The organism is Pseudoduganella sp. R-43 (assembly GCF_049913255.1).
Lineage (GTDB): Bacteria > Pseudomonadota > Gammaproteobacteria > Burkholderiales > Burkholderiaceae_D > Rugamonas.
In genome coordinates, this window is sequence record NZ_CP183988.1 from 2,572,964 (window position 1) to 2,598,178 (window position 25,215).

Below are 25,215 nucleotides of genomic sequence, written 5' to 3' on the forward strand. Positions count from 1 at the left end.
ACTTTGATCTGGCTCTAACTTCCAGTTACTAGCAGCAGCCACCCCGCTTGCCGGCGCCGCCGTAGCGCGCTTCCTGGCGTTCGCGGAAGAATTCCTCGTAGCTCATCACGGGCTCACCCGGGTGGGTGGTCTCGCGATGGGCGACGTAGGTGTCGTATTCCGGCAGGCCGCACATCAGCCGCATGCTCTGTCCGAGGTAGCGGCCTGCCTTGACGATTTCGCCGAGCATGGCTTTACTTGGCCGCGGCGGCGTATTGGGCCGGGGCTTCGTTGTGGGTCGGGCGGCTGGCGTTCCAGGCAGCCAGCGCGGTGCGCACGCCAAATACCAGTACGCTGACCACGACGATCATGAAGAAGGCTGCCAGGCCTGCATCGAGGTAGTCGTTGACGATGACCTGCTGCATCTGCTCGATCGACTTGGCCGGGGCCAGCACTTTGCCGTCCGTCAGGGCCGCCTGGTATTTCGCGGCGTGGGCCATGAAGCCGATCTTCGGATTGGCGTCGAAGATCTTCTGCCAGCCGGCGGTCAGGGTGCACAGCAGCAGCCAGATGGTCGGCAGGATGGTGACCCAGGCGTATTTGGCGCGCTTCATCTTGAACAGCACGCAGGTCGCCAGGATCAGCGCAATCGCGGCCAGCATCTGGTTGGCGATGCCGAACAGCGGCCACAGGGTGTTGATGCCGCCCAGCGGATCGACCACGCCCTGGTACAGGAAGTAACCCCAGGCAGCCACGCACAGGCCGGTGGCCAGCAGGCTGGCGAACACGGAGTCGGTGCGTTTCAGCGACGGTGCGAAGGAGCCCAGCAAGTCCTGCAGCATGAAGCGGCCGGCGCGGGTGCCCGCATCGACAGCGGTCAGGATGAACAGGGCTTCGAACAGGATGGCGAAGTGGTACCAGAACGCCATCATGGCCTTGCCGCCCACCACGTTGGACAGGATGTGCGCCATGCCCACCGCCAGGGTCGGTGCGCCGCCGGCGCGGGAGATGATGGTGGATTCGCCCACGTCCTTGGCGGTCTGCGTCAGCATTTCAGGCGTGACGTAGAAGCCCCATTGGGAAATCGCCTGCGCTGCAGATTCGGCGGTGGTGCCGAGCAGTGCGGCCGGGCTGTTCATCGCGAAGTACACGCCTGGCTCGATGGTCGAAGCGGCCACCAGCGCCATGATGGCGACGAAGGATTCCATCAGCATCGCACCGTAGCCGATGAAGCGGGCGTGGGTTTCGTTCTCGATCATCTTCGGCGTGGTGCCGGAGGAGATCAGCGCGTGGAAGCCGGACACGGCGCCGCAGGCGATGGTGATGAACAGGAAGGGGAACAGGTTGCCGGACCATACAGGGCCGGTGCCGTCGATGAACTTGGTAATCGACGGCATCTGCAGCATCGGCGCCACGATCAGGATGCCCAGCGCCAGGCCGACAATGGTGCCAATCTTCAGGAAGGTGGACAGGTAGTCGCGCGGCGCCAGCAGCAGCCACACCGGCAGCACGGAAGCGATGAAGCCATAGCCGATCAGCATCCAGGTCAGTTCAGTGCCGGAGAAGGTGAACATCGGCGCGAGGGCAGGGTTTTCCTGCACCCACTGGCCGCCGAAGATGGCCAGCATCAGCAGCACGAAGCCGATCAGCGACACTTCGCCGACGCGGCCGACGCGGATATAGCGGGAGTAGACGCCCATGAACAGCGCAATCGGGATGGTCGCCATCACGGTGAAGGAGCCCCATGGCGAGTGCGCCAGCGCCTTCACCACGATCAGCGCCAGCACGGCCAGGATGATCACCATGATCATGAAGGTGCCCAGCAGCGCGATATTGCCCGGGATCGGGCCCAGTTCGGACTTGATCAGGTCGCCGAGCGAGCGGCCATCGCGGCGGGTGGAAATGAACAGCACCATGAAGTCCTGCACCGCGCCGGCGAACACCACGCCGGCCAGGATCCACAGCATGCCGGGCAGGTAGCCCATCTGCGCCGCCAGCACGGGGCCGACCAGCGGGCCGGCGCCGGCAATCGCGGCGAAGTGGTGGCCGAACAGAACGTTCTTATTGGTTGGCACGTAGTCCAGGCCATCGTTGTGCTTATGGGCCGGGGTCAGGCGGTTGGCCTCCAGGCCCATGACGTTTTTGGCAATAAACAGGCTGTAGAAGCGGTACGCGATCAGGTACACGCAAACGGCTGCAATCACCAGCCAGATGGCGCTGACAGGTTCGCCGCGCTTGAGGGCAATCACGCCCAGGGCGCCGGCACCGAGCACCGACATCGCTGCCCAGCCAAGTTTCTTCATAACGGGATTCATCGGGGTCTCCTCCAAGGATGAATGGCCAGTATTCAGGAATTGAATATCTGTCACAAGCGCACCACTACGCAAACGCCGTCCGTATAACTACGTAGGACAAGCGCCCGGCAGCGGGCTTACAATCGCCGCATGAAGCTGCGGCAAAAGTTCCTGTTCCTGGCCATTGCGCCCCTGATCCTGGCCTTGTGCGCGATCGCCGTCGCGGTGCGCTACCAGGCGGCGACGCTTGCCCGCCAGCAGCGCGACACCATCCAGCAGGCCTACCTGGCCAGCAAGGAAGCGGAGCTCAAGCACTACGTCACCCTGGCCAATCACTCGATTGCCCACCTGGTCAAATCGGGGCGCAAGGACCAGGCCACGCTGGACGAAGCGAAACGCATCCTGTCGACCCTGAGCTTCGGCGACGATGGTTATTTCTTCGTCTACGACATGCAGGGCAATTCGCTGATGCACCCGCGCCAGCCGGAGCTGGTGGGCCAGAACCTGTTCATGCTGAAGGACCAGGAAGGCAATCCCACCATCCAGCGCCTGCTGGCCCGCGCCCGCGAAGGCGGAGGGCTGGAGCGCTACAACTGGGTCAAGCCTTCCACCCACAAGCCGGCGCCCAAGCTTGGCTACGTGATCCCGCTGCCGGAATGGGGCTGGATGCTGGGCACCGGCATCTATCTCGACGACGTCGATGCGGCGCTGGCCCAGGTCGACGCCCAGCAGCGCGGCAACATCCGCAATACCCTGCTGTGGATGGCGGCGATTGCGGCGCTGGCCCTGGTGGCGGTCGGCGTATCGGGCCTGGCGCTGAATATCCGCGAATACCGCGTCGCCGATGCCAAGCTGAAGGTGTTGGCTCAGCGCGTGGTCGAATCGCAGGAAGAGGAGAGGGCGCGCCTGTCGCGCGACCTGCACGACGGCATCAGCCAGTGGCTGGTGTCGATCAAGCTGCAGATCGAGGCCGGCATCATCCGCCTCGGCAACCCCGCGCAGCAGGACAAGGCCAAGGCGGCTTTCGAACACACGGCGGAGCAGTTGAACAATGTGCTGGGAGAAGTGCGCCGCATCTCGCACAACCTGCGTCCCGCCATCCTGGACGACCTGGGCCTGGCCGCCGCGCTCGACCACCTGGCCGCCGAATTTCGCGAGCACATCGGCGTCGACGTGGCCTTCATCGCCAACGGCTGCACCGACCGCCTGCCGGACGTGGCGAACACGGTGCTGTTCCGCATTGCGCAGGAGGCGCTCACCAATATCGAGCGCCATGCTGCGGCGACCAGCATCAATATCGGCCTCGAAGGCGATGCCGAAGGCGTCACGCTGCGCATTGCCGACAATGGCAGCGGCTTCGATGCCGAGGGCATCGCCGGCCATCCGAAGCGCGGCATCGGATTACGGAATATGATGGAGCGCATGGAAGCGATCGGCGGCCAGTTCCGCGTCGAGTCCTCGCCAGCCGGCACCACGGTGCTGGCGCGTGTAGACAATAAGGGCAAAAAATGAGTGAGCTGCGGACAAGGATCCTGCTGGTAGACGACCACCCCCTCGTACGCGACGGCCTGCGCGCGCGGCTGGAAGCGATGGCCCAGTTCGACGTGGTAGGCGAGGCCGGCAGCGCCGCCGAGGCGCTGGAAGCTGCCGGCCTGCACAGCCCCGACCTGGTCCTGATGGACATCAATATGCGCGGCACCAATGGCATCGAAGCGACGGCCCTGTTCAAGCGCCAGTTCCCGTCGATTGCAGTGCTGATCCTGTCGATGCATGACAAGCTGGAATACGTGACCCAGGCCATCCAGGCAGGCGCCCGCGGCTACGTGCTGAAAGACGCGCCGGGCAAGGATATCGTGGTGGCCATCGAAACCGTGATGGCCGGCGGCATCTACTACAGCGCCAACCTGGCGCAGCAACTGGCCAAGCCCATGGCGCAGGACAACCATCTCACCACCCGCGAAGCGGAAGTGCTGCGCCACCTCGCCAACGGCGAATCGAACAAGCATATCGCGCGCGAGCTGGACCTCAGCGTGCGCACGGTGGAAACCCACCGCCTCAATATCAAGCGCAAGCTCGGCATCGAGGGACAGGCAGAATTGATCAAGTTTGCGGTACAACACGCACAATTCGACAAATAGAAATTGCTAAATAGCTCAGGAATGTATCGTTGCAGGTACAATCCGGCAATTCGATTGCTCCCTCTATCCCCAAAAAGCTGACTTTTCAGCAATTTCTGTTATATTCCCGGAGTCTTGTAACACAGGGTGTCAGCGGGCGCTCAATGGTTGCTTTACATCAATAAACCATTTACCATTGTTCGTATTGCCACACCGAGATTCCGATGTCTGCGTCAGATCCGAATTCGTTTCCGTTGGTGGGAATCAAGCCTGTCCTGGATAACCAAAACCACTGGGCAGGACTGGCGTTTCAAATGCCGGCAGCGGCTTCGCTGCCCGCGCTGCAATTGCTCCTTGGCTGTCCTGAATCCGAAGCACTGGGTTCGCTCGATTACTACATTCCCCTCGCCGATCCGCTTGCCATCGAGGCCAGCCAGCTCGATGGCCTGCCGCTCGCACGCATCGTCTTCACCGTCTCCGCCGCGCAGCTGGCCGACAGCGCAGTGCAGCAGCGGTGCAAGCAACTGGCCGAGCGCGGACTGCGCTTGCTGGCCGATGGTGAAGCTGGCGTCGCACCGGCCCAGGCCTGTCTCCGCAGCGAACTGCCGCGCGCGCAGCAACATGAAGCGGCGCAAGGCGACGGCACCACCCGCAAACGCTTGCTTGCCCTGCTTGGCCTGCTGGCCCGGGACGCCGATTCGCGCGAGCTGGAAACCCTGCTGAAACAGGACCCTGCGCTGTCCTTCCAGTTGCTCAAGCTGGTCAATTCAGCCGCCTTCGCGCCGAACAGCAACCCCATCCACAATTTCGGGCAGGCCATCAACCTGCTGGGCCGCCGCCAACTGCAACGCTGGCTGCAACTGCTGCTGTACGCGCGCCAGCAAGCGGACGGCCCGGCCAATGCCCTGCTGCCGCTGGCTGCCCTGCGCGCCGCGCAAATGGAAGCCTTGTGCAAGCTGCGCGAAGGCGACCGCGATGAGCAGGACATGGCGTTCCTGGTCGGCGTGTTCTCGCTGCTCGACGTGTTGCTGGCAATGCCCATGACCGACATCGTATCGGCACTGAACCTCGACCTGGACGTCGTTGCGGCCCTGCTGGACCGCACCGGCGAACTGGGTGAGATGCTGGCGCTGGTGGAAATGCACGAACCGCAGGCGAGTGCGCTGCGCGACGTCGGCATCGACAATGAGACCTATTGGCGCAGCCTGTTGCAGGCCTACCATTGGGCGCTCCAGGTCAGCAGGAACGTGTGAGCATGCCCGCGCAACCGCTTGCCAATTTCCTCGCCAGCAGCGCCGCCGTGTGCGATGCCGTGCTGCGCCTGCGCGGGCACGCGCTGGTGGAGGAGCTTGGCCGCGTCGCGCGCGAGGTCACCGGCAGCCCGCACGGCCGCTACGTGCCGCGCGACATGACGCCGGCCACCGGCCTGCCGGGATGGGAAAGCGGCTTGTCGCAGCTGATCCAGTTCGACAGCCAGTATTTCGGCCGCTTTGAAGTATCCGGTCTCGCATCCTATACCGACGCCAACCGGCAGAATCTCGCCAGCCTCGCCAGCCTGGCCGCCAGCATACTGCAAGTGCATTCGGTAGCGCAGCGCACCACCCACGCCTATGTGCAGGTGGAAGCGCGCCTGCAGCACCAGACGCAGATCCTGGACCAGATCCACGAGTCGGTACTGACCATGGACCCGAACGGCTTCATCACAAGCTGGAACAAGGGCGCCGAGCGCCTGTTCGGCTATTCGGCGGTGGAAGCGGTCGGCCGCAACATCATCTTCCTCTACGACGACGAAGACGAAGATCTCGGCGATGCATTCCTGGAGCAGGGCGGCCGCCTGATGGAAGTGCGCCGCAAGAAAAAGAACGGCGAAGTATTCTGGGCCAGCCTGTCGCTGTCGCAGCTATGCGATATGGAAGACCGCTCGATCGGCCTGATCGCCTACCTGACCGATATCACGGAGCGCAAACGGGCGGAGGAACGCATCCACCACCTCGCATACTACGATGCGCTGACCAACCTGCCGAACCGCTCGCTGCTGACCAAGCTGGTCGACCAGGCCTTGATCGTAGCCCAGCGCAGCAAGGCGCACGGCTGCGTGATGTTCATCGACTTGAACCGCTTCAAGCTGATCAACGACACCCTGGGACGCGCCGTGGGCGACGCGCTGCTGCGCGAAATTTCGCAGCGCTTCCGGCTGGCCCTGCGCGACCAGGACGTGGTGGCGCGGCTGTCCGGCGACGAATTCGCGGTTGGCCTGTTCGATATCCACCAGCATTACGAAGCAAGCATGGTGGCAAACAAGCTGCTGTCGGCGCTGAACGAGCCTTTCCTGATCGATGGCCATGACTTGCGCGTCAGCGCCTCGATCGGCATCAGCGTCTACCCGCAGGATGGCAACGACGCGGAAACCCTGCTGCGCTTGGCCGATATCGCCATGTATCGCGCCAAGCAGAATGCCTCGACCGACGGCGAGCATATCGCCTTCTACAGCCAGGACATGAACAAGGGCATGCAAGAGCGCATGCGCATAGAATCCGGCTTGCGCCAGGCGCTGGGCAATGGACAGCTGCTGCTGCACTACCAGCCAAAATTCGAAATCAGCAGCGGCAAGATCATCGGCGCCGAAGCGCTGGTGCGCTGGAAGCACCCCGAGCGCGGCCTGGTGCCGCCGGCCGAATTCATCCCGCTGGCGGAAGCGACCGGCCTGGTGGTGCAAGTCGGCGAATGGGTGCTGGAAGCTGCTTGCGCGCAGGCGCAGGCATGGAAGGAGAAAGGCTTGCCGCCGATTCGCCTGGCAGTCAACGTCTCTGCGCGCGAGTTCACTTCCGCGTTGCCAGGCCGCGTGATGGAAACGCTGCAGCGCTACGGCCTCGAACCATCCTGGCTGGAACTGGAAATCACCGAATCCACCCTGATGCACAATATCGAGCGCGTGATCGGCATCATGGATCGCCTGACAGCGGCCGGCATCACCTTGTCGCTGGACGACTTCGGCACCGGCTATTCCAGCCTGTCCTACCTGAAGCGATTCCCGATCGATACCTTGAAGATCGACCGCTCCTTCACCACCGGCATTCCGGTCGACACCAACGACTGTGCCATTGCCAGCACCATCATCAGCATTGCCCAGCAACTGAAGCACAAGGTGATTGCCGAGGGTGTGGAAACGCCGGAACAACTGGCCTTCCTCAAGGATTCCGGCTGCGACGAAGTACAGGGCTACCTGTTCTCGCGCCCCCTGCCGGCCGAGGAGTTCGAAGAGGCCCTGGTGCAGAACTGGGCGCCGCCAGAACGTATCGCCGCGGCAGGCTGACCATGTTGCGCGCCGCCCTCCTGGCCATGCTGGTTTCCTGCTCCGCGCAGGCTGCAGAGCCGGCGCGCATCAGGTTCGGCCTGCAGGACGACATTGCCCCCTTTGTCATGCCCGACCGCCACAGCGGCCCGATGGTCGATGTGCTGCGTGACGCCATGGCAACGCAAGGCATCGCAGCGGATTTCCTCTACCTGCCGCAGAAGCGAACCGAGGAAGCCCTGCGCAAGGGCGTAGTCGACGTAACGACCAGTGCCAAGCCAGGGATGACGCTGCCAGGCGTGATGAGCCGCTGGCCGATAACCAGCTTCCACAACCTTGCGATCACCCGGCGCGCCAACTTGCCGCGGCTCGATTCGGTCGCCGACCTGTCGCACTACCGCGTGACCGCCTTCAATGGCGCCAGCCGCATGCTAGGCCAGGCCTACCGCGACGCAGTGCAGGGCAATGCTCGCTACTCAGAACCCTTGACGCTGCAATCACCGCTGCTGGTGCTGAAGCAGGTGGACGTAGTGATCTCGCAGAAGGATATTTTCAACTTCTACCTGGACCGGCAGTCCTACCTGCGCGATGGCGATTTCGACCTGGTGTATCACGACATCCTCGGCAAGCCGAATGAATATTGGTTTGCCTTCCGAACGGTCGAAATGCGTGAAAGCTTCGAGCGCGGCATCGCGGCCCTGTACAAATCCGGCGACATCGACCGTATCTTCAATCGCTATAACAAAGCTTACGGCACCTCGCGTGATTTCTTCCGCCCATTGGACTGCCGCTTCGCTGCCATCAAGCCCCAGGACTGCTAGCTTATCGCGGCAGGAAGTTATTCATTGTGTCGTTCAACCTGCGCACTGCAGAACTTATCGAAAATTTAATTATTTTGCTATCCTACCGGTTTTCCAATTGAGCAACGCCAGAGGGTAGCAATTTGCTTAACCAATCGTCGCGCATATGGTCTGAACTTGAAAAACGGGAGCGCCAGGTCAGCAAGGGGCATGGCACGGGTTCGGTTTTCGACAGCATGGGACGGGCCATCAGCCCCGCGCCCCCATTCGGCATCGGCAATTTCGCAAGCCAGAGCTCACGCGTCGAGCGCGTCCAGCGCGCGCTGGAGCAGTCGGGTGACATGGCCAGAAGGATCATTGTCCAGCAACTGTCGGGCATCGACCTTTCGTCCATCTGGCACATTCTCATCGAAGTCTGTAAAGACATGGCCCTGTACTATGGCGGCTCGGTTGTCGCCGGCGCCACGGTCGGCGCTGTCGGCGGCGCGTTCTTTGGTGGAGTCGGAGCTTTGCCGGGTGCTGCAGCCGGCGCGGCGGTGGGCTCACAAGTCGGCGCCTGGGTGATGGCGCTCTTGGGACTGAAATCGCTGATTGAAGGCATGGTGACGGCAATTCCCGAAGCCATGGAGCACTATGAACGTGGTTTCCGTGAAGCCTGGGGGCCGCCGCCGCGGGGTGAGCGAACCTGCAGTTACGCGCTAGCCGGGCCGGAACAAGGAAACGTACGCCACGCAGCCTTTGAGTTCGCCAACGGCCACGTGATCATGATCATGGCCATCCTGATGGCGCTGATGGCCTACTTCTCGCGGGGAAAAGGTAACAAAGCCCTGGCGTTGAAAGAAGTCCGTGAGAGCCCGCGCCTGGGACCAAAAGTGGCGCGCTGGATCGAGGAAAATGAAGAGAAGTTGAGCCGGCATCCGGCCTTACAATCACGCCGCAAAAATGCAGCGAGCGCGCTGGAGGAACCTGCACCTGCGCCGCCGAAACGAAAACGTCCAACTGAGGAGCCGGAACCACGGCGCCCGGCAGGTATGCCTCAAAAGAAGGTTCCGTGTTTCAAGCCGAATGACCTGCCGCAAGGAAGCCTTCCCGAATTTGACCGCCAACTGGCGGGGCAGGAAGCGGGTTTGAACGCAATGACTGTCGAGGAATACATGGAAGGCCGCAAGGCGTTCACTGCAAAAGATGCAATTCGTGATCCCAAAGTGGCGAAACAGGCTCGTGAGGGGTACGAAAGGAGACTTGTGGAAGCACTTACCATCCAATTCCGCAAAATTGGATTGTCGGTAGGCGATGCTGAAACTAAGGCCATGCAAGAAGCAGCAACTAGAATGAAGGCGTTGGCAGCCTTACATAACCCCGACATGGTCGTAGCTGGACGGGATGTTATCAGCGATTTCGGTGATCGCAATATTAACTCGCGCATCGGTTCTCAATGGCGAAGCCGAGTTGGAACACTTGATGACGCAGCAAAAGAAGTGCCAATCTCGCAACGCACCGTTGCCAAAATGAATGTAAAGCTCGAACGATGCAAATAAGGGAATAAATTATGGATGAAGACTTTGAGTACTTCCTTGAGAAAATGGGGCCGGTGATGAATAAGCGCCATGTTCCACCATCAAGCATTGCTCGCTTTCGAGGAAAACTCCCTGATCAATTGCTGGCGTATTGGGAAGAACATGGCTGGTGTGGTTATGCAGAGGGTTTATTCTGGACCGTCGATCCGCAAGAGTACGAGCCTGTTCTCGAGGCATGGATCGGTGAAACGCCCCTCATGGAAAGGGATGCGTATCACGTCATTGCGCGGAGCGCCTTCGGTGAGCTCTACTTCTGGGGCGAACAAACGGGCAACACGCTGACGTTATTTGCGCCAGGGTCGTACTGCTTTCCTACCGAACCAGCTTTTCAGGAGCATGAGCTAGAGTTTGGTATGCGAGTTTTTTTCGGCATGCGGAAACGAAAGGACAACGACTTTGCTGAAATGTTCTCGCCAGCGTTGAAGAAATTAGGCCAGTTGAAGCACGATGAAATGTATGGTTTCGTTCCTGCGCTGGCGCTCGGAGGCCCATCGGAACTGCCGCATCTTCAAAAAGTAAAAGCCGTCGAGCACTTGGTTCTTCTTGCTCAACTCGCCCCATTGGAAGTGATGAGATCGCCTACGCTTACTGATTTCTAAAGTGATGGACGAATACTTCGAGTTCTTCTTGAAAAAAATGGGGCCTGCCATGCACAAGCGTTGCGTCCCAGCGCTGAGCATCGAACGCTTTCGAGGAAAACTCCCTGAACAATTGTTGGCATATTGGGAGGACCATGGATGGTGTGGTTACGCGGGTGGTCTCTTCTGGACCGTAGATCCTCAAGAGTACGAGCCCGTACTGGAAGCATGGATTGGTGACAGCCCATTCATGGAAAAGGACGCTTATCACATCATTGCGCGTGGCGCTTTTGGTGAGCTGTATTTTTGGGGCGAACGTACTTGCGACTCATTGAAAGTCTTTGCGCCGGGCTCCTATTGTTTTCCTCGTGAATCGGCATTCCAGCACGGAGATATGGAACGCGGCATGCGGGTCTTCTTCAGCAAGCGAGATCGTGAAGAAAATGATTTTGCTGACTTATTTGTGCCGGCCTCAGAAAAACTCGGGCCGCTAAAACACGATGAAATGTATGGTTTCGTCCCCGCATTAGCGCTGGGTGGCCCGTCGGAATTGTCGCATCTCCAAAAGGTTAAGGCTGTCGAGCACTTGGTGCTGCTGGCCCAACTCGCGCCATTGGAAGTAATGACCCCACCTTAGCTGATTGCGGGCACATCGACCGAACAATAAAGTGATGGATGACGACTTTGAATTTTTCCTGGCGCAGATGGGACCTGCGATTGAGCGGCGGCGTGTCTCAACAGCGAGCATGGCACGCTTCCGAGGAAAGCTCCCCGAGCAGCTATTGGCCTATTGGGAACAGCATGGCTGGTGTGGATACGCCGACGGATTGTTCTGGACCGTCGACCCCCAAGAGTATGAGCCGGTGTTGGAAGCATGGATCGGCGATACGCCATTTATGGAAAAGGACGCGTATCACATCATCGCGCGCAGTGCGTTTGGGAAGCTGTATTTTTGGGGAGAGCGTACCGGAGACTCTCTGAAAGTGATAGCGCCTGGAGCGTATTGTTTCCCTCGTCAATCGCGCTTTCAGAATGGCAGACTCGAACTTGGCCTTCGCATGTTTTTCAGCAAACGGGATCGTGAAGAAAATGATATGGAGGGCCTTTTCTCTCCAGCGAGGGAGAAGCTAGGACAATTGAAGCATGATGAGATGTACGGCTTCGTTCCTGCATTGGCGCTGGGCGGCCCATCGGAACTGTCGCATCTTCAAAAGGTGAAAGCCGTCGAGCACTTGGTCTTACTAGCCCAACTTGCGCCATTAGAAGTAATGACCCCGCCCTAATTGATTGTTGATGCAATGGACGAACATTTCGAATTATTTCTGGAGGAGATGGGGCCGGCGATTGATAAGCGGCCCGTTCCGCCATCGAGCATTGAACGATTCCGCGGTAAGCTCCCCAGCCAGTTGTTGGCTTACTGGGAGGAGCACGGCTGGTGCGGTTATGCAGACGGGCTTTTCTGGACGGTCGATCCCCAAGAGTATGAGCCTGTGCTGGACGCATGGATTGGCGATACCGAGTTCATCGAGAGGGATGCTTATCACATCATTGCGCGAAGCGCCTTCGGTGGGTTGTACTTCTGGGGCGAACGTACCTGCGACTCGCTAACTGTGTTCGCTCCGGGCACTTACTGCTTTCCTCACGAATCAATTTTCCAGAACGGGGATATAAACCTCGGCCTTCGCACGTTCTTCGGCGTGCGTGATCGCAATGAGAACGATTTTGATGACATGTTCTCCGGCGCCCGAAAAAAACTGGGTCAATTGAAGCACGATGAAATGTATGGATTCGTTCCGGCATTGGCGCTCGGCGGTCCTGCACCCTTGTCACACCTCAAGAAGGTTAAAGCGGTTGAGCATTTGGTGTTCCTCGCACAGCTCGCCCCATTGGAAGTGATGACGCCGCATTCGCTTGCTGATTTCTAAAATGACGGACGAACATTTCGAGTTCTTTCTTGAAAAAATGGGACCGGCAGTGCACAAGCGTTGCGTCCCAGCGCAGAGTGTCGAACGCTTTCGAGGAAAACTCCCTGATCAATTGCTGGCGTATTGGGAAGAGCATGGCTGGTGTGGCTATGCTGACGGCTTGTTCTGGACCGTCGATCCGTCTGAGTATCAACCGGTCCTGGAGGCGTGGATCGCCGGTACAGGCTTCATGGCGCAGGATGCGTATCACATCATCGCGCGGAGTGCATTTGGTGAGCTGTACTTTTGGGGCGAGCGTACTGGCGAGTCCCTCCGGTTGTTTGCGCCCGGTTCTTATTGCCTTCCCGTTGATCCGGTCTTTGAAGAGGATGAGCTGGAGCTCGGTGTGCGTGCGTTCTTCAGCGTGCGAGATCGCGAGGAGAATGACTTCGCGGGCATGTTTCTCCACGCATTGGAAAAGTTGGGGCATTTGAACCACGATGAAATGTATGGTTTCTCGCCAGCGTTGGCGCTGGGAGGGGCTTCGATGTTGAAGAATCTAAGGAAGGTAAAGGCTGTCGAGCACTTGGTATTACTTGCGCAGCTCGCCCCTTTGAGGCTGATTTCGTGAATGAAGACTTCGAGTACTTCCTTGAAAATATGGGGCCGGCGATAAGCAAACGCCGTGCTCCGCCATCAAGCCTCGCACGCTTCCAGGGAAAGCTCCCTGACCAGCTTTTGGCTTTCTGGGACGAGCATGGCTGGTGTGGTTATGCCGATGGCTTATTCTGGACCGTCGATCCTCAAGAGTACGAGCCGGTGTTGGAAGCATGGATCGGCGACACGCCGCTTATGGAAAGGGATGCGTATCACGTCATCGCTCGAAGCGCATTTGGGAAGTTGTATTTATGGGGGGAGCGAACCGGAGACTCCTTAAAAGTGATGGCGCCTGGAGCTTATGGTTTTTCACGTGAATCGATTTTCCAGGGTAATAGGTTGGAGTTTGCGCTGCGTTTGTTTTTCAGTAATCGAGACCGCGAAGAGAACGATTTTGCAGACCTGTTTTCCCCTGCCTTGCGTAGGCTCGGTCAACTGAAACATGATGAGATGTACGGGTTTGTTCCGGCATTGGCGCTCGGCGGTTCCGCGGCCTTGACACACCTCAAGAAGGTCAGGGCTGTTGAGCACTTGGTGCTGCTCGCGCAGCTAGCGCCCTTGCAAATCATGAACCCCGCAAATTGATCCAGTTTCCGCATTATCGGAATCCGGTTTGGTGATTTTCGTAATTGCCGGGTAATCCTGTGCATTGGAGAATGCGCTTCCGATACTCTCCGGGAGACGACGCATGGGGTCTTTACTTAACGCTGGCCCGATTGGTGCAGGGATGGCGGCAATCATCTTATGCGTGGGCGCGGTTGCTGCGCCCCAGGCACCTGGCTATGTGTGGGACAGCGTGGCAATTGGCGGCGGTGGATTTGTGTCCGCCGTCATTCCGAGCCGTAGCGAGGCTGGCGTCGTGTATGCCCGAACGGACGTCGGCGGCGCCTACCGCTGGGACAAGGGTGCTGGGCGCTGGATGCCGCTGCTGGACTGGCTGGGCGATGCAGATACTGGCCTGTTAGGCATCGATTCCCTGGCCGTTGACCCACACAATGCCGGCAAAGTCTACCTCCTGGCCGGCATCGGCTACTTGCAGAATGGCCGCACGGCGATCCTGCGTTCCAGCGATTACGGCAAGACCTGGGCCGTAACGGAGACCACTGGCCAGTTTAAAACGCATGGCAATGGCATGGGGCGCAATAACGGGGAGCGGCTGGCTGTCGATCCCGGCAACGGCAACGTGCTCTATGTCGGCACACGCTGGAATGGCCTGTTCAAGAGTACAGATGCCGGCGCTAGCTGGCGCCATATGGCGAGCCTGGATGTCAAATCTACTCCGAACGGTGCGGGCATCAGCTTTGTACTGCCGGACCCGGCCAGCGTGAAGGACGGCGCGGTGCGGCGCCTGTATGTTGGCGTATCGCGCTACGGCTCCGTCGGCCCGAACTTCTATCGGAGCGACGACGGCGGCGCAACATTCACGCCAGTGCAGGGTGCTCCCGCCGCGCTGATGCCGCAACGGGCGGCGCTCGATGGCGCGGGCAAGCTTTACATCACGTTCGCGAACGGTGCTGGCCCGCATCCGAACGACAGGCAACCCGAGCCCATGGACCGGGGACAGGTCTGGCAATACGCCATCGCAACCGGCGCATGGAAGGATGTGACGCCAGCCGGTTTCACGGCGCCTTTCAGCGGTATCAGCGTCGATGCGAAGAACCCGCGCCGGCTCGCCGTATCCACCATCAGTACTTACCTGCCGCAGGGCGACGCCAAAGGGGACCGCCTGTTCGTCTCTAACGACGCCGGCAACAGCTGGACCGACGTCATTGCTCGTGGCTTTAAAAAGGACCTGCAAGGCGCGTCCTGGATGGCCGGACATGGCATCCACTGGGCCAGCACGTTCGAATTCGATCCTTTCGATTCAAAGGCAGCCTGGGTTACCTCCGGCAATGGCGTTTTCCGTACCGCCGATATCGATGCAAGGCCGGCGCGCTGGTCCTTCCATGTGCGGGGACTGGAGGAAACGGTTCCCCTGAATGCCATCAGCGTTCCGGGTGGGCCGCTGGTATCGGCACTGGGCGATATCGACGGCTTCCTACACGCGAATCCCGCCCGCTATTCGCCGATCCATATGCCGCAGATGGGCACGACGTTTGGCCTCGCCGTGGCCAGTGCCAGGCCTGGCGTAATGGCCCGAGTCGGCAAGGCGATGTACCTCACCACGGATGGCGGCTCACACTGGACGCAAACACGCTCGTTGAAGGGCGAGCAGGGCCAACTCGCCCTGTCGTCCGATGGTGCCGTCATGCTGCACGCTCCGCGCGGCAGCCGGGAGGTTTATCGCAGCAGCGATTCAGGGACTAGCTGGAGCGTCGTGCGCGGCCTGGCTGGCGCCAACCTGCGCCCGGTTGCCGATTCGGTTGCGTCGGGACTGTTTTATGCCTACGACAACGGGGTGATGCAGGTCAGTACCGACAGCGGCGTTTCATTTGCACCGCGTGCGCGGCTGGCTGCAGGCGGTTCGCGTGTGATCAGGGCTGCACCGGGCAGGGAAGGGGATATCTGGGTTCCGCTATACGGTGGCGGACTGGCGCGCTCCACGGATGCAGGTGCCAGCTTCGCGCCCTTGGCCGGCGTTACCTATTGCGCAGCCGTCGGCTTTGGCAAGGCTGCGCCGGGCGCCGATTATCCGGCGGTCTACATCTGGGGCAGTGTCGGCGGAGTGCGGGGCATCCACCGCTCGCTGGACGGCGGCACGACCTGGCAGCGCATCAACGACGACGCAAACCAGTTCGGCGGACCTGGCGATGGCCAATTCATCGTCGGCGACATGAACCGCTTCGGCGTGGTCTACATGAGCACTGCCGGACGCGGAATCATTTACGGCCTGCCAGCCGCGGGCAAGGGGGACCCGGTGTTGTAGCAAGTAGACACATGCGAGTAGGTCTATGGTTCGGAAATCCGGGTAATTGTTTGAAAACGTTTTCAGCTTTGGTGAATTTCATAATTGCGAACGCAAAAATAGCAAAGCAAACTCCAATCACTCAGTGGAAAACCACGAGATAGATACTAAAAAAGGAGACTACAGCGTGAATCAGACTCACCTCAGGAAGACCGCTATTGCCCTCGCCGCGGCCCAGTTTGCACTGCTTACCGCCAGCACCGCGATGGCCCAGGTGGGGGGCGATGCGGCCCAGCCTTCGTCAGTCGTGGTGGTGACCGGCCAGCGGGCGGCACTGCAATCGGCACAGAACATCAAACGCAATTCAGACGAAATCGTCGACTCCATCGTCGCCGAAGACATTGGCAAGCTGCCGGACCGTTCCATCACCGAAGTGCTGCAGCGCGTAGTCGGCGTGGCGATCGACCGCACCATGGCCAAGGGCGACCCGGAACACTATTCGGTGGAGGGCTCCGGCGTGACCGTGCGCGGCCTGACCTATGTGCGCTCTGAACTGAATGGCCGTGATTCCTTCTCCGCCAATGGCGGCCGTTCGCTGAATTTCGAGGACGTTCCACCGGAGCTGATGGCCGGCGTGGACGTGTACAAGAACCCTTCCGCAGAACAGATCGAAGGCTCGATCGGCGGCCTGGTCAACCTGCGCACCGCGCTACCCTTCGATTACAAAGGCTCCAAGGTCTCCCTGAGCGCCGACTACACGTACAATGAGCTGGGCGGCAAGAAGAAGCCGGGCGGCTCGATCCTGGCATCGGATCGCTGGAAAACGCCGATAGGAGAGTTTGGCGCGCTGGTCGACCTGGCATACTCGGAAAGCGCCACCCGCACCGACGCCTTCCAGGTCGAGCCTTATTATCCGCGCACCGACGTCGTCAACGGCAAGACGGTGTGGGTGCCGAAGGGCGCGCAATGGCGCACACTGGAATTCGACCGCAAGCGCGAGGGCTATTACGGCGCACTGCAATGGCAGAAGGATTCCACGCTGAAGTCGCACCTGACTTATTTCAAGTCCAAGTACCAGATGCAATGGGATGAGCGCGCAATCTTCTCGCAGGCCAGCCCGTACAACATCCGCGTCAGCCCCGATGCCACCTACGGCCCGAACGGCAACCTGCTGACGGGTACCTTGACCGATCCGGCCGATGGCGGCATCAATTTTGGCGGCGACACCCGTACCGCCAACCGCAAGTCCGACACCACGGACATCGGCTGGAATGTTACCTGGCGCCCTGCGAACCGCTGGACCCTGAAATCCGACCTGCAGTACATCAAGGCCAAGACCCGCAGCCTGGACTCCACCGTGGCGACCGGCATCCAGATGGCCAAGGAACAGGTCGACCTGAGCGGCGACGTCCCGCGCCTGATCTTCGACCAGTCCGACCTGGCTCACCTGGCCGACCCCAGGAATTACTACTGGGCCTTCACCATGGAGCACCTGGATCGCTCCAAAGCCACCGGCAAGTCGTGGAAGGGCGATGCCATTTACGACTTCGAAGACCATCCCTTCCTGAAGGACATCCGCTTCGGCGTCCGCCTGTCCAACAAGGACTCGGTGACGATGAACTCCAACCCGAGCTACAACTGGTCGCCGATCACCCAGACATGGCAACTTGGTGGAGACATCAAGCAGCTTGCTTACTTGGGCGACCCACGGTTCAGCGGCAATACCGAGGTGCATGCCTTCAATAACTTCTTCAACAAGAACATGCAGGTGCCATCGCTGGTGTTCCCGGCGGTCTCGCTGGCGAATGGTTATCCGGACAGCTATGCAGCGCTGCACAAATACCACGACATCCTGTGTACCGAAGCGCATAACGGCGACTCTTCCAGCTGCACCCCGTGGAAGGCCGCCACGTTCGGCACCGATCCGGCCGGCACCAACGTGCAGTCGGAAAAGACCAAGGCCTTCTATACCCAGGTGCGCTTCGGCTTCGATGAACTGAAGTACCCGATCGACGGCAACCTTGGCGTGCGCTATGTGAAGACCGACATGACCGCCCAGGGCTACGTCACCTTCAAGCCTGACTACACCATCCCAGCCGGTAACGTTGTGACTGGCCTGCCGTTTGCCCTGATCCCGGCCTACCAGGCAGCCCAGGACTTCGACAACAGCTACCACAACGTGCTACCTAGCCTGAACCTGCGCATGAAGGCCAGCGACAAGCTGCAATTCCGCTTCGGCTTTGCAGGTGCGATGTCGCGGCCGGACTTTGACCAGTTGCAGGCCTACACTTCGCTGTCGCAGAAGCTCGACATCACCAACAACGGCGGCGTCACCACCATCAACAGCGTCAACCAGTCGGGCGAGGCCAAAGGCAACCCGCAACTGAAGCCGATCACCTCCAGGCAGACCGACCTGACAGCCGAATGGTACTTCTCGCCCGTGGGTTCGTTCACGGTGGCCGTGTTCAACAAGCAGCTCAAGGACGTGATCCTCAAGCAGTCCCTGGTCTACCAGATCCCTGACGTATCGGGCAACCTGCAGAACTTTGTCGTGACCGGTCCGGTGAACGGCGCCAAGGGCCACGCGCGCGGCATCGAACTGGCTTACCAGCAGTACTTCGACAAGCTGCCGGGCTGGATGTCCGGCATCGGCATGCAGGCCAACTACACCTACGTGGACAGCAAGCAGAAGCTGTACACCCCGGTGTTCTCGCCGTACTGCAGCGGCAGCAGCCAGGCCGCTGGCCTGAACACCAGCATGAATGGTTGCGACACCAACGGCCAGACCTTCAACGATTTGCCGCTGCCACTGCTGTCGAAGAATGCCTACAACATCGCACTGCTGTACGACAAAGGCCCATGGTCGGCCCGCGTGGCCTACAGCTGGCGTTCCAGGAACCTGCAGGCGATCGACGTGAACGGCACCAACGGCGGCGACGCCACCGACACCAATCCGGCCAGCCCGACTTTCGGCCAGCACGTGCTGCACTGGGCGCTTCCGACCTGGGCCGATTCCTTCGGCCAGCTGGATGCCTCGGTGTTCTACCAGATCAACGACAAGGCAACCATTGGCATTGAAGGCACCAACCTGACCGATGCCAAGTACCGCCAGTTGATGCAGCAGCATACCGGCATGATGGGGCGCGCATGGTTCGTTTCGGGCCCGCGCTACGCCGTCAAGCTGCGTTATTCGTTCTAATCACAGGAGAGAGAATGCGTTTTAAACCGATGCGGGCCGCGCTGTTGTGTGCCCTGGCGGCGGCCGGCAGTGCAGGCGCCGGCACCTTCGAACAAACAGCCCATGGCCTGGTGGTCAAACCGGACCGCGGCGCTGCGAAGGAAGTCCGCCTGGAGCTCATGGACGACAACATCATCCATGTGCTGAAACTGGACCAGGGCGGCAAGGCGCTGACGCCATCGCTGATGGCGGTCGCCAAGCCATGCAGCTGCAGTTTCACTGTCCAGCGCAAGGGCGATACGGTGATCCTCCAGGCTAACAAGATTGCTGCTGCCGTGTCGCTGGCGACCGGCAGCGTGCAATTTTCGGATGCGGGAGGCAAGCCGTTCCTGAGCCAGGCATCGGAATCCATTGAACCGATTGAAGTCGGCGGCAAGCCTTTCGTGGCGATCAAGCAGGGCTTCAACTACGGTACGAAAGATGCGTTCTACGGCCTGGGCCAGCACCAGAACGCCCAGATGAACCTGAACGGCGAAGATGTGCTGCTGGCCCAGCACAACATGATCGCCTCCGTGCCCTTCGCGGTCTCGGACAAGAACTACGGCGTCCTGTGGGACAACAACGCCATCTCGCGCTTCGGCAACCCGCATCCTTATGGGCCGTTAAAGCGCGACCTGAAGCTGGTAGATGCGGAAGGCAAAGCGGGTGGACTGACCGCGCGCTACTACGTGGACGGCAAGCTGGCGCTGACCCGCCAGGAACCTGATATCGCCTATCAGTACCTGAAGGACGTTGCGGAAAACTGGCCGAAAGAACTCGGCCCAGTGAAAAACCTGAAGGACGTGAAGGTGGTGTGGGAAGGCACGCTGTCCAGCGACAAGCCGGGCGTCCACAAAATGCAGCTGTACGCATCCGACTATGCCACGCTGACCATCGACGGCAAGCAGGTGCTGGATGTGTGGCGCCAGGGCTGGAATCCGTGGTACCACAACTTCGAGCTCAATATGGCCAAGGACAAGCCGGTCAAGCTGAAACTGGAATGGAAGCCATCCGGCGGCATGGTGGCCATGACGCACAGCGACCCCATGCCGGATCGCGAGCGCCATTCGCTGACGCTGTCCTCGGAAATCGCACAAGGCATCGACTACTACGTGATCCGCGGCACGAACATGGATTCCGTGATCGGCGGCTATCGCCAGTTGACCGGCCAGGCGCCCATGATGCCGAAATGGGCTTATGGCTTCTGGCAATCGCGCCAGCGCTACGAAACCCAACAGCAGCTGCTCGACACCCTGCACGAATATCGCAGGCGCCAATGGCCGCTGGATAATATCGTGCAGGACTGGTTCTACTGGCCGGAAAACGCCTGGGGCTCGCACGACTTCGATAAGACCCGCTTCCCGGACCCGAAGGGCATGGTGGACGAAGTGCACCGCCTGCATGCGCGCATCATGATCTCCATTTGGGGCAAATACTACGACACGACCGACAACTACAAGGAGTTCGCGTCCAAAGGCCATATGTGGACGAAGAACGTGGAGGACGGAGCGCTGGACTGGGTTGGTCCTGGCTACAAGAACAGTCACTACAGCCCCTATGCGCAAGAGGCGCGCGACATCTACTACCGCCAAATGAAGCACAAGCTGGTGGACCTGGGCTTTGACGCCTGGTGGATGGATAATACCGAGCCGGACGTGCTGTCCAACACGCGCCCCGAGGATTTCAAGAAGCTGATCGGCCCGACCATTTACGGCCCGGGCGAGGTCACCTTCAATCCGTATAGCCTGGTGCATACCCAAGGCATGTATGAAGGCTTGAAGCGCGACCAGCCCGACAAGCGCCAGTTCATCTTGTCGCGTTCCGGTTTTGCCGGCATCCAGCGCAATGCCACAGCCGTGTGGAGCGGGGACGTGGCCAGCCGCTGGAATAACCTGTACGACCAGATTGCCTCGGGCGTGAACATGTCGATGTCCGGCATCCCGAACTGGACGCACGACATCGGCGGCTACGCCCAGGAGAACCGCTACCAGTATGGCGACGTGGGTTCGGCGCAGGAGAATCGCGGGACCGGCGGCGGCAAGATCGATCCCGCCGACCTGAAGGAATGGCAAGAGCTGAACCTGCGCTGGTTCCAGTTCGGCGCGTTTTCGCCGCTATTCCGTTCGCACGGCGAAGTGGTCAAGCGCGAGATCTACAATATCGCGCCGGAAGGCTCGGAGATGCGCGACTCGATGGTGTCGTACCTGAAACTGCGCTACCGCCTGATGCCGTATATCTACGCGACCGCGTCGGACACCTATCACAAGTCCGGCACCATCATGCGCGGCATGGTGATGGACTTTCCGTATGACGAGCGTGTGAAAGACATCAAGGACCAATACCTGTTCGGCCACGACATCCTGGTCGCCCCGGTGACCAGCTACGGCGCCCGTGAACGCAGCGTCTACTTGCCCAAGGGGGCGTCGTGGTATGACTTCGACACCGGCGCCGTGCACCAAGGCGGCTCGACAATCACAGCTGCCGCGCCCGCCTCGCGCATCCCGCTGTTCGTGAAAGCTGGCGCGATCATTCCTACGGTGCCGGTGCAGCAGTATGTGGACCAGCAACCGGATGCGCCGGTTACCTTGAAGATCTACACGGGGGCCGACGGGGACTTCTCGCTTTACGAAGACGACGGCGTCAGCAACGGCTATACGCGCGGCGAATACACCCGCATCCCGCTACGTTACGACGCGAAGACCGGTGTCGTAACGATCGGTAAGCGGGAAGGGCAGTATCCAGGCATGGTGGCGGCGCGCAAGTTCAAGGTTCACTTCATCAAGCCGGGCACCTCGACCTCCGGTAGCCTCGATGTTGCCGACAAAGAGGTCACTTACGACGGAAAGGAAGTCGCAATCAAGCCATGATGAGTGCGCGGCCCTGCTTTTAGGGGTTCCCCGGCTTTAATGGGGATTTGGGCCGCGCTACCGAATACATCTCCCAAGTGATCTTCTCCAGCAGGGCGAGTTTGTTCTCGCCCTCTTTGTAGAGGTCAAAATGCGTTTTGCCGGAGACGAAGCGGAAGTCCGATTTTGCGTTCAGGCCTTCCATCACCGCTTGCAGGCGACGGGCCGAACCATCCAGGTAGAAAGTGTCGGCGGTACCCACGATCAGGTGAATCTTTCCATCGAGGTCGGCCTTCAGTGCAGGCCAATCGCGCTTCATGCGGTGGGCAATGTCGAAATTCTCCCGCCAATAAGCGACTACGGCGGGATCGACGTTGCCCGTGTCGCGGTCGAACATGGGCTGCGGCGCTCCGGCATGGCCGCGCGGCGAGAACACCCATTCCATTGAGGCGAGTTGGCCGCCATAGCTGCCCAGCACGCGTTCCAGCTTGGCGAACTGCTCAAACGTGCCAAGGACCTTGTCGTGGTCACGCACCAGCGGATAGGCGCTGCCATCGGTCTTGCGGAAGACATTGGCCTGCGGTGCGTACAAGTCTACACCGGTGAAATCGTGGAAGTCCGACGGGTCCGGCGACGTGGACCAGGTTCCGCCGAACAGTTTTGGATAGCGCGTCTGCAGCCAGAGGGTTGCCCAGCCACCCGACGAGTGGCCGTTCAGAAGGCGTCCATTGGCGTTGGCATCCATGCGGTAGTTTGACTCCAGCTGAGGAATCAGCTCGGACGTCAGCGCCTGGCCCCAAGGGCCATTATTCACAGAGTCTGCAAATTCGTGCGTGCCGGTGGGGCTCGATTCATCCAGCAGCACCCAGATCATGGGCGGCGTTTTCCCGCTTGCCATGCCTTTAAAAATGTCCGCCATGATCGGCACCAGGTAGGCGGCATTGCCGCCAAATCCGTGGGTGAAATAAACCGTAGGATAGGTCTCCTTCGCTTTCGCGTCATAGCCAGGCGGGGTCAGGACCCAGCCATCCATTTTGACAGGGCGGCCCCAGAAAGCGCTCAGGGCAGGGCTGGTGAACGCGATAGGCTGGGCGTGCGGACGGGCTGCATCCAGCGCCGCGCGCTCCTCGGCGGAAGCGGACTCCCGCGTCCACGGATCGGTTGCGGGCAGGGCTCGGGCCAAGTGGATCGTGGGTGCTTCCTTGGTTGGCAAGTGCACCTTGACGACGTCGCTGACCAGATCGCCCGCGCCACGCCCTGTGTAGTTGTAGCTGTGATCCACGTCAAGCACCGCCTGAACGTAATAGTCGCCGGGAGGCAATTGCGAGTATGGATGCGGGAAAGCGATGTCGTCTCCGTCAATGCCTACGCTTTCTCCTGGGTGGAGGCGGCCAACTTCCCGCGCCGTGACAGCAGTTTCAGTTGCAGCAAAGGGATCGGCATCTACTACCGTCACTGCATTGGACTTTTGCTTGGACTTCTCCAGCGCGTTCGCTTCGGCGGATTTGGCCTCTCTCGCAAACACCAGTAGCCGGCCTTGGGTGGCAGGGCTGGCGGCGGCATCCAGTTGGACCTTGATGAACTGCCGGTCTGGCGTGGCGGCGGCCTGCACGTTTGCTGCGCTGGCCAGCATCAGAAGGAGGGAGAGTGTCGAAATCTTCAAGCAGCTATGCATGGCGGCCTTTCAAAGAAATGGAAACACGAGAGTATCAGGATCAGCGGGAAACGCAACGAAGCCATAATTTCGTAGAACGATGCCGCTCCATCTTCCGCATCAACAAACAATGTGATTCCGCCGACATTTTGTGATGCGCGCCAGACGCGCTCCCCGCTGCATGGCGGCAGACTGAAGCCACCCCGTTGGTGGCAAATCGGGCTTGCTCTGTTTCGCAAGCCTTTCTTGAAGCAGGGTGCGATGGTGTTCTTAAGCCTTGCCGTAGGCTTTATGCGGGTGCTGTGCGGGTGTGGGAGCTTTCTTTGCCCCACCTTTCTTTGCAGGTGCATGGGGAGTCTTCTTTGCCGCTGACTTGGCTGGTGCGTTGGCCGGAGTCGCTTCGACCGTCATGGCTTTTGCAGCCGGCATTGAATGCACCGGCGCTCGCTTAGGTGGTGCCTTTCGAGCTGTTGGTGACAGGTGACGCACTTCCACTTTTCGTGAATCTATCTGTTGAGTCGCTTCTGCCTTTGTTAATTCAGCAGGAATTGGCTCGACCACCAAGCGTAACTGCATTGCGCCAAGAACTCGGGCGATAGTTTCCATGCGTGGCTGGCTGTTCTGGCGCAACGCCTTGTACAGCGCCTCCCGGGTAATACCAGCGCTTTTGGCAATTTCAGTCATGCCGCGAGCGCGGGCAATGTCACCGATTGCGGACGCGAGAAACGCTGCATCGCCTGTTGCCAGGGCTTCGTTAATATAAACAGCGGCGGCCTCCTCGCTGGTGAGGTATTCCGCAGGGTCGAAGTCCTCCAGGCCCAGACCGTCAAGGTCGGACACAGTAATATTTTGATCGGACATACATTTCTCCTTGCTTACCTTATTGTGCTATGTGAGTGAACTTAGTGTGTGCTTAAGTGGCACTATCTTTGTACGGACTTTGATGTCGATTTTGCGCCCGGTCTCGCCGCTGCGTTCGCGGCTGCCCGTTTCTTCAATTCTTTAAACATCGTTTTTGCGTCATCAATGTCGGCTTGTTGCCCTTTTTTTGTGCCGCCTGCGAGCAGAATGATTACTTGGCCGGCGAGCTCGCCGAAGTAGACCCGATACCCAGGCCCATGGTCGACCCTAATCTCACTGACCTCTTCTCCAACCGGTGCGACGTCGCCGAGACCCCTTTCCAACTTCTCGACGTTGGACGCAACGATCGCCGCTGTCTTGACATCCTTGATGCTGGCCATCCAGTCCCGATACTTTTGCGTGCTTTTGATAGCCTTCATAGGCAACTCGTGTAATCATTCGATTACATTCATTGTAATCACTCGATTACGGCAACGCAATCGAATAATCATGCGCTGCGGGAGTATTGCGAAGTCGCGGACTTAATGAAGTGTCCCAAGTTGCGGAACGTCGTTGCCTGTAATCTGCAATTAACAAGACGCCAAAAGAAATCTC

Annotated in this window: 20 protein-coding genes; 15 read left to right on the plus strand and 5 right to left on the minus strand. The window is 59.8% G+C overall.

The window, feature by feature from the left end; genetic code table 11:
- Positions 1 to 28: 28 nt before the first annotated feature.
- The gene (locus tag ACN9M3_RS11780) at positions 29 to 229 is read right to left on the minus strand and encodes a YbdD/YjiX family protein (protein ID WP_130313223.1); all 201 of its coding nucleotides are present in this window, start codon (positions 227 to 229) and stop codon (positions 29 to 31) included.
- Positions 230 to 233: 4 nt separating this feature from the next.
- The gene (locus ACN9M3_RS11785) at positions 234 to 2,294 is read right to left on the minus strand and encodes a carbon starvation CstA family protein (protein ID WP_426322605.1); all 2,061 of its coding nucleotides are present in this window, start codon (positions 2,292 to 2,294) and stop codon (positions 234 to 236) included.
- 129 nt (positions 2,295 to 2,423) lie between these two features.
- Between ACN9M3_RS11785 and ACN9M3_RS11790 the strand changes: the two genes are divergently transcribed.
- From ACN9M3_RS11790 to ACN9M3_RS11860, 15 genes are all read left to right on the plus strand, one after another.
- A complete protein-coding gene (locus ACN9M3_RS11790; RefSeq protein WP_426322607.1) occupies positions 2,424 to 3,785 on the plus strand; it encodes a cache domain-containing protein in 1,362 nt (453 codons plus the stop codon).
- The gene (locus ACN9M3_RS11795) at positions 3,782 to 4,411 is read left to right on the plus strand and encodes a response regulator (RefSeq protein ID WP_426322609.1); all 630 of its coding nucleotides are present in this window, start codon (positions 3,782 to 3,784) and stop codon (positions 4,409 to 4,411) included. Before ACN9M3_RS11790 ends, ACN9M3_RS11795 begins: the two co-directional genes overlap by 4 nt.
- Before the next feature lie 293 nt (positions 4,412 to 4,704).
- On the plus strand, positions 4,705 to 5,643 hold the full coding sequence (locus tag ACN9M3_RS11800) for an HDOD domain-containing protein (RefSeq protein WP_426322611.1): 939 nt from the start codon (positions 4,705 to 4,707) through the stop codon (positions 5,641 to 5,643).
- Positions 5,644 to 5,645: 2 nt separating this feature from the next.
- Positions 5,646 to 7,703, plus strand: coding sequence for a putative bifunctional diguanylate cyclase/phosphodiesterase (locus ACN9M3_RS11805; protein WP_426322613.1), 2,058 nt, complete (start codon positions 5,646 to 5,648; stop codon positions 7,701 to 7,703).
- Between the two features lie 2 nt (positions 7,704 to 7,705).
- Positions 7,706 to 8,503 (plus strand): substrate-binding periplasmic protein, encoded by a 798-nt coding sequence (locus ACN9M3_RS11810; protein ID WP_426322615.1) that lies wholly within the window; start codon positions 7,706 to 7,708, stop codon positions 8,501 to 8,503.
- Positions 8,504 to 8,625: 122 nt separating this feature from the next.
- Complete coding sequence (locus ACN9M3_RS11815) at positions 8,626 to 10,020, plus strand: DUF6861 domain-containing protein (RefSeq protein ID WP_426322617.1); 1,395 nt, start codon at positions 8,626 to 8,628, stop codon at positions 10,018 to 10,020.
- An 11-nt stretch (positions 10,021 to 10,031) separates the two neighbouring features.
- Positions 10,032 to 10,658, plus strand: a complete 627-nt coding sequence (locus tag ACN9M3_RS11820; RefSeq protein ID WP_426170928.1) for a GAD-like domain-containing protein — start codon at positions 10,032 to 10,034, stop codon at positions 10,656 to 10,658.
- 4 nt (positions 10,659 to 10,662) lie between these two features.
- Positions 10,663 to 11,274: a GAD-like domain-containing protein gene (locus tag ACN9M3_RS11825; RefSeq protein WP_426323737.1), complete on the plus strand. Its 612-nt coding sequence runs from the start codon at positions 10,663 to 10,665 to the stop codon at positions 11,272 to 11,274.
- Between the two features lie 34 nt (positions 11,275 to 11,308).
- Positions 11,309 to 11,920, plus strand: coding sequence for a GAD-like domain-containing protein (locus ACN9M3_RS11830; protein WP_426322619.1), 612 nt, complete (start codon positions 11,309 to 11,311; stop codon positions 11,918 to 11,920).
- A 15-nt stretch (positions 11,921 to 11,935) separates the two neighbouring features.
- Positions 11,936 to 12,562, plus strand: coding sequence for a GAD-like domain-containing protein (locus tag ACN9M3_RS11835; protein WP_426170931.1), 627 nt, complete (start codon positions 11,936 to 11,938; stop codon positions 12,560 to 12,562).
- Between the two features lies 1 nt (position 12,563).
- On the plus strand, positions 12,564 to 13,172 hold the full coding sequence (locus tag ACN9M3_RS11840; RefSeq protein ID WP_426170932.1) for a GAD-like domain-containing protein: 609 nt from the start codon (positions 12,564 to 12,566) through the stop codon (positions 13,170 to 13,172).
- Positions 13,169 to 13,783 carry a GAD-like domain-containing protein gene (locus ACN9M3_RS11845; RefSeq protein WP_426322622.1) on the plus strand — a complete coding sequence of 205 codons (615 nt, stop codon included), beginning with the start codon at positions 13,169 to 13,171 and terminating at the stop codon, positions 13,781 to 13,783. Before ACN9M3_RS11840 ends, ACN9M3_RS11845 begins: the two co-directional genes overlap by 4 nt.
- Before the next feature lie 142 nt (positions 13,784 to 13,925).
- Positions 13,926 to 16,064, plus strand: coding sequence for an exo-alpha-sialidase (locus ACN9M3_RS11850; protein WP_426322624.1), 2,139 nt, complete (start codon positions 13,926 to 13,928; stop codon positions 16,062 to 16,064).
- A gap of 166 nt (positions 16,065 to 16,230) precedes the next feature.
- Positions 16,231 to 19,242 carry a TonB-dependent receptor gene (locus ACN9M3_RS11855; RefSeq protein WP_426322626.1) on the plus strand — a complete coding sequence of 1,004 codons (3,012 nt, stop codon included), beginning with the start codon at positions 16,231 to 16,233 and terminating at the stop codon, positions 19,240 to 19,242.
- Between the two features lie 14 nt (positions 19,243 to 19,256).
- On the plus strand, positions 19,257 to 22,127 hold the full coding sequence (locus tag ACN9M3_RS11860) for a TIM-barrel domain-containing protein (protein WP_426322628.1): 2,871 nt from the start codon (positions 19,257 to 19,259) through the stop codon (positions 22,125 to 22,127).
- A gap of 19 nt (positions 22,128 to 22,146) precedes the next feature.
- On the opposite strand, the gene ACN9M3_RS11865 is transcribed toward ACN9M3_RS11860, so the two are convergent.
- From ACN9M3_RS11865 to ACN9M3_RS11875, 3 genes are all read right to left on the minus strand, one after another.
- Complete coding sequence (locus ACN9M3_RS11865; RefSeq protein WP_426170940.1) at positions 22,147 to 23,769, minus strand: alpha/beta hydrolase; 1,623 nt, start codon at positions 23,767 to 23,769, stop codon at positions 22,147 to 22,149.
- A 261-nt stretch (positions 23,770 to 24,030) separates the two neighbouring features.
- Entirely contained in the window at positions 24,031 to 24,621 is a 591-nt protein-coding gene (locus tag ACN9M3_RS11870) for an addiction module antidote protein (protein WP_426170942.1), read from the minus strand.
- Between the two features lie 62 nt (positions 24,622 to 24,683).
- Positions 24,684 to 25,040, minus strand: coding sequence for a type II toxin-antitoxin system RelE/ParE family toxin (locus tag ACN9M3_RS11875; RefSeq protein ID WP_426170943.1), 357 nt, complete (start codon positions 25,038 to 25,040; stop codon positions 24,684 to 24,686).
- Between the last annotated feature and the right edge of the window lie 175 nt (positions 25,041 to 25,215).

Bases quoted from the DNA above. Each gene is read 5' to 3' on its own strand.
- ACN9M3_RS11780 (WP_130313223.1), bottom strand. From the start codon at position 229: ATGCTCGGCGAAATCGTCAAGGCAGGCCGCTACCTCGGACAGAGCATG.
- ACN9M3_RS11785 (WP_426322605.1), bottom strand. From the start codon at position 2,294: ATGAATCCCGTTATGAAGAAACTTGGCTGGGCAGCGATGTCGGTGCTC.
- ACN9M3_RS11790 (WP_426322607.1), top strand. From the start codon at position 2,424: ATGAAGCTGCGGCAAAAGTTCCTGTTCCTGGCCATTGCGCCCCTGATC.
- ACN9M3_RS11795 (WP_426322609.1), top strand. From the start codon at position 3,782: ATGAGTGAGCTGCGGACAAGGATCCTGCTGGTAGACGACCACCCCCTC.
- ACN9M3_RS11800 (WP_426322611.1), top strand. From the start codon at position 4,705: ATGCCGGCAGCGGCTTCGCTGCCCGCGCTGCAATTGCTCCTTGGCTGT.
- ACN9M3_RS11805 (WP_426322613.1), top strand. From the start codon at position 5,646: ATGCCCGCGCAACCGCTTGCCAATTTCCTCGCCAGCAGCGCCGCCGTG.
- ACN9M3_RS11810 (WP_426322615.1), top strand. From the start codon at position 7,706: ATGTTGCGCGCCGCCCTCCTGGCCATGCTGGTTTCCTGCTCCGCGCAG.
- ACN9M3_RS11820 (WP_426170928.1), top strand. From the start codon at position 10,032: ATGGATGAAGACTTTGAGTACTTCCTTGAGAAAATGGGGCCGGTGATG.
- ACN9M3_RS11825 (WP_426323737.1), top strand. From the start codon at position 10,663: ATGGACGAATACTTCGAGTTCTTCTTGAAAAAAATGGGGCCTGCCATG.
- ACN9M3_RS11830 (WP_426322619.1), top strand. From the start codon at position 11,309: ATGGATGACGACTTTGAATTTTTCCTGGCGCAGATGGGACCTGCGATT.
- ACN9M3_RS11835 (WP_426170931.1), top strand. From the start codon at position 11,936: ATGGACGAACATTTCGAATTATTTCTGGAGGAGATGGGGCCGGCGATT.
- ACN9M3_RS11840 (WP_426170932.1), top strand. From the start codon at position 12,564: ATGACGGACGAACATTTCGAGTTCTTTCTTGAAAAAATGGGACCGGCA.
- ACN9M3_RS11850 (WP_426322624.1), top strand. From the start codon at position 13,926: ATGGCGGCAATCATCTTATGCGTGGGCGCGGTTGCTGCGCCCCAGGCA.
- ACN9M3_RS11860 (WP_426322628.1), top strand. From the start codon at position 19,257: ATGCGTTTTAAACCGATGCGGGCCGCGCTGTTGTGTGCCCTGGCGGCG.
- ACN9M3_RS11870 (WP_426170942.1), bottom strand. From the start codon at position 24,621: ATGTCCGATCAAAATATTACTGTGTCCGACCTTGACGGTCTGGGCCTG.
- ACN9M3_RS11875 (WP_426170943.1), bottom strand. From the start codon at position 25,040: ATGAAGGCTATCAAAAGCACGCAAAAGTATCGGGACTGGATGGCCAGC.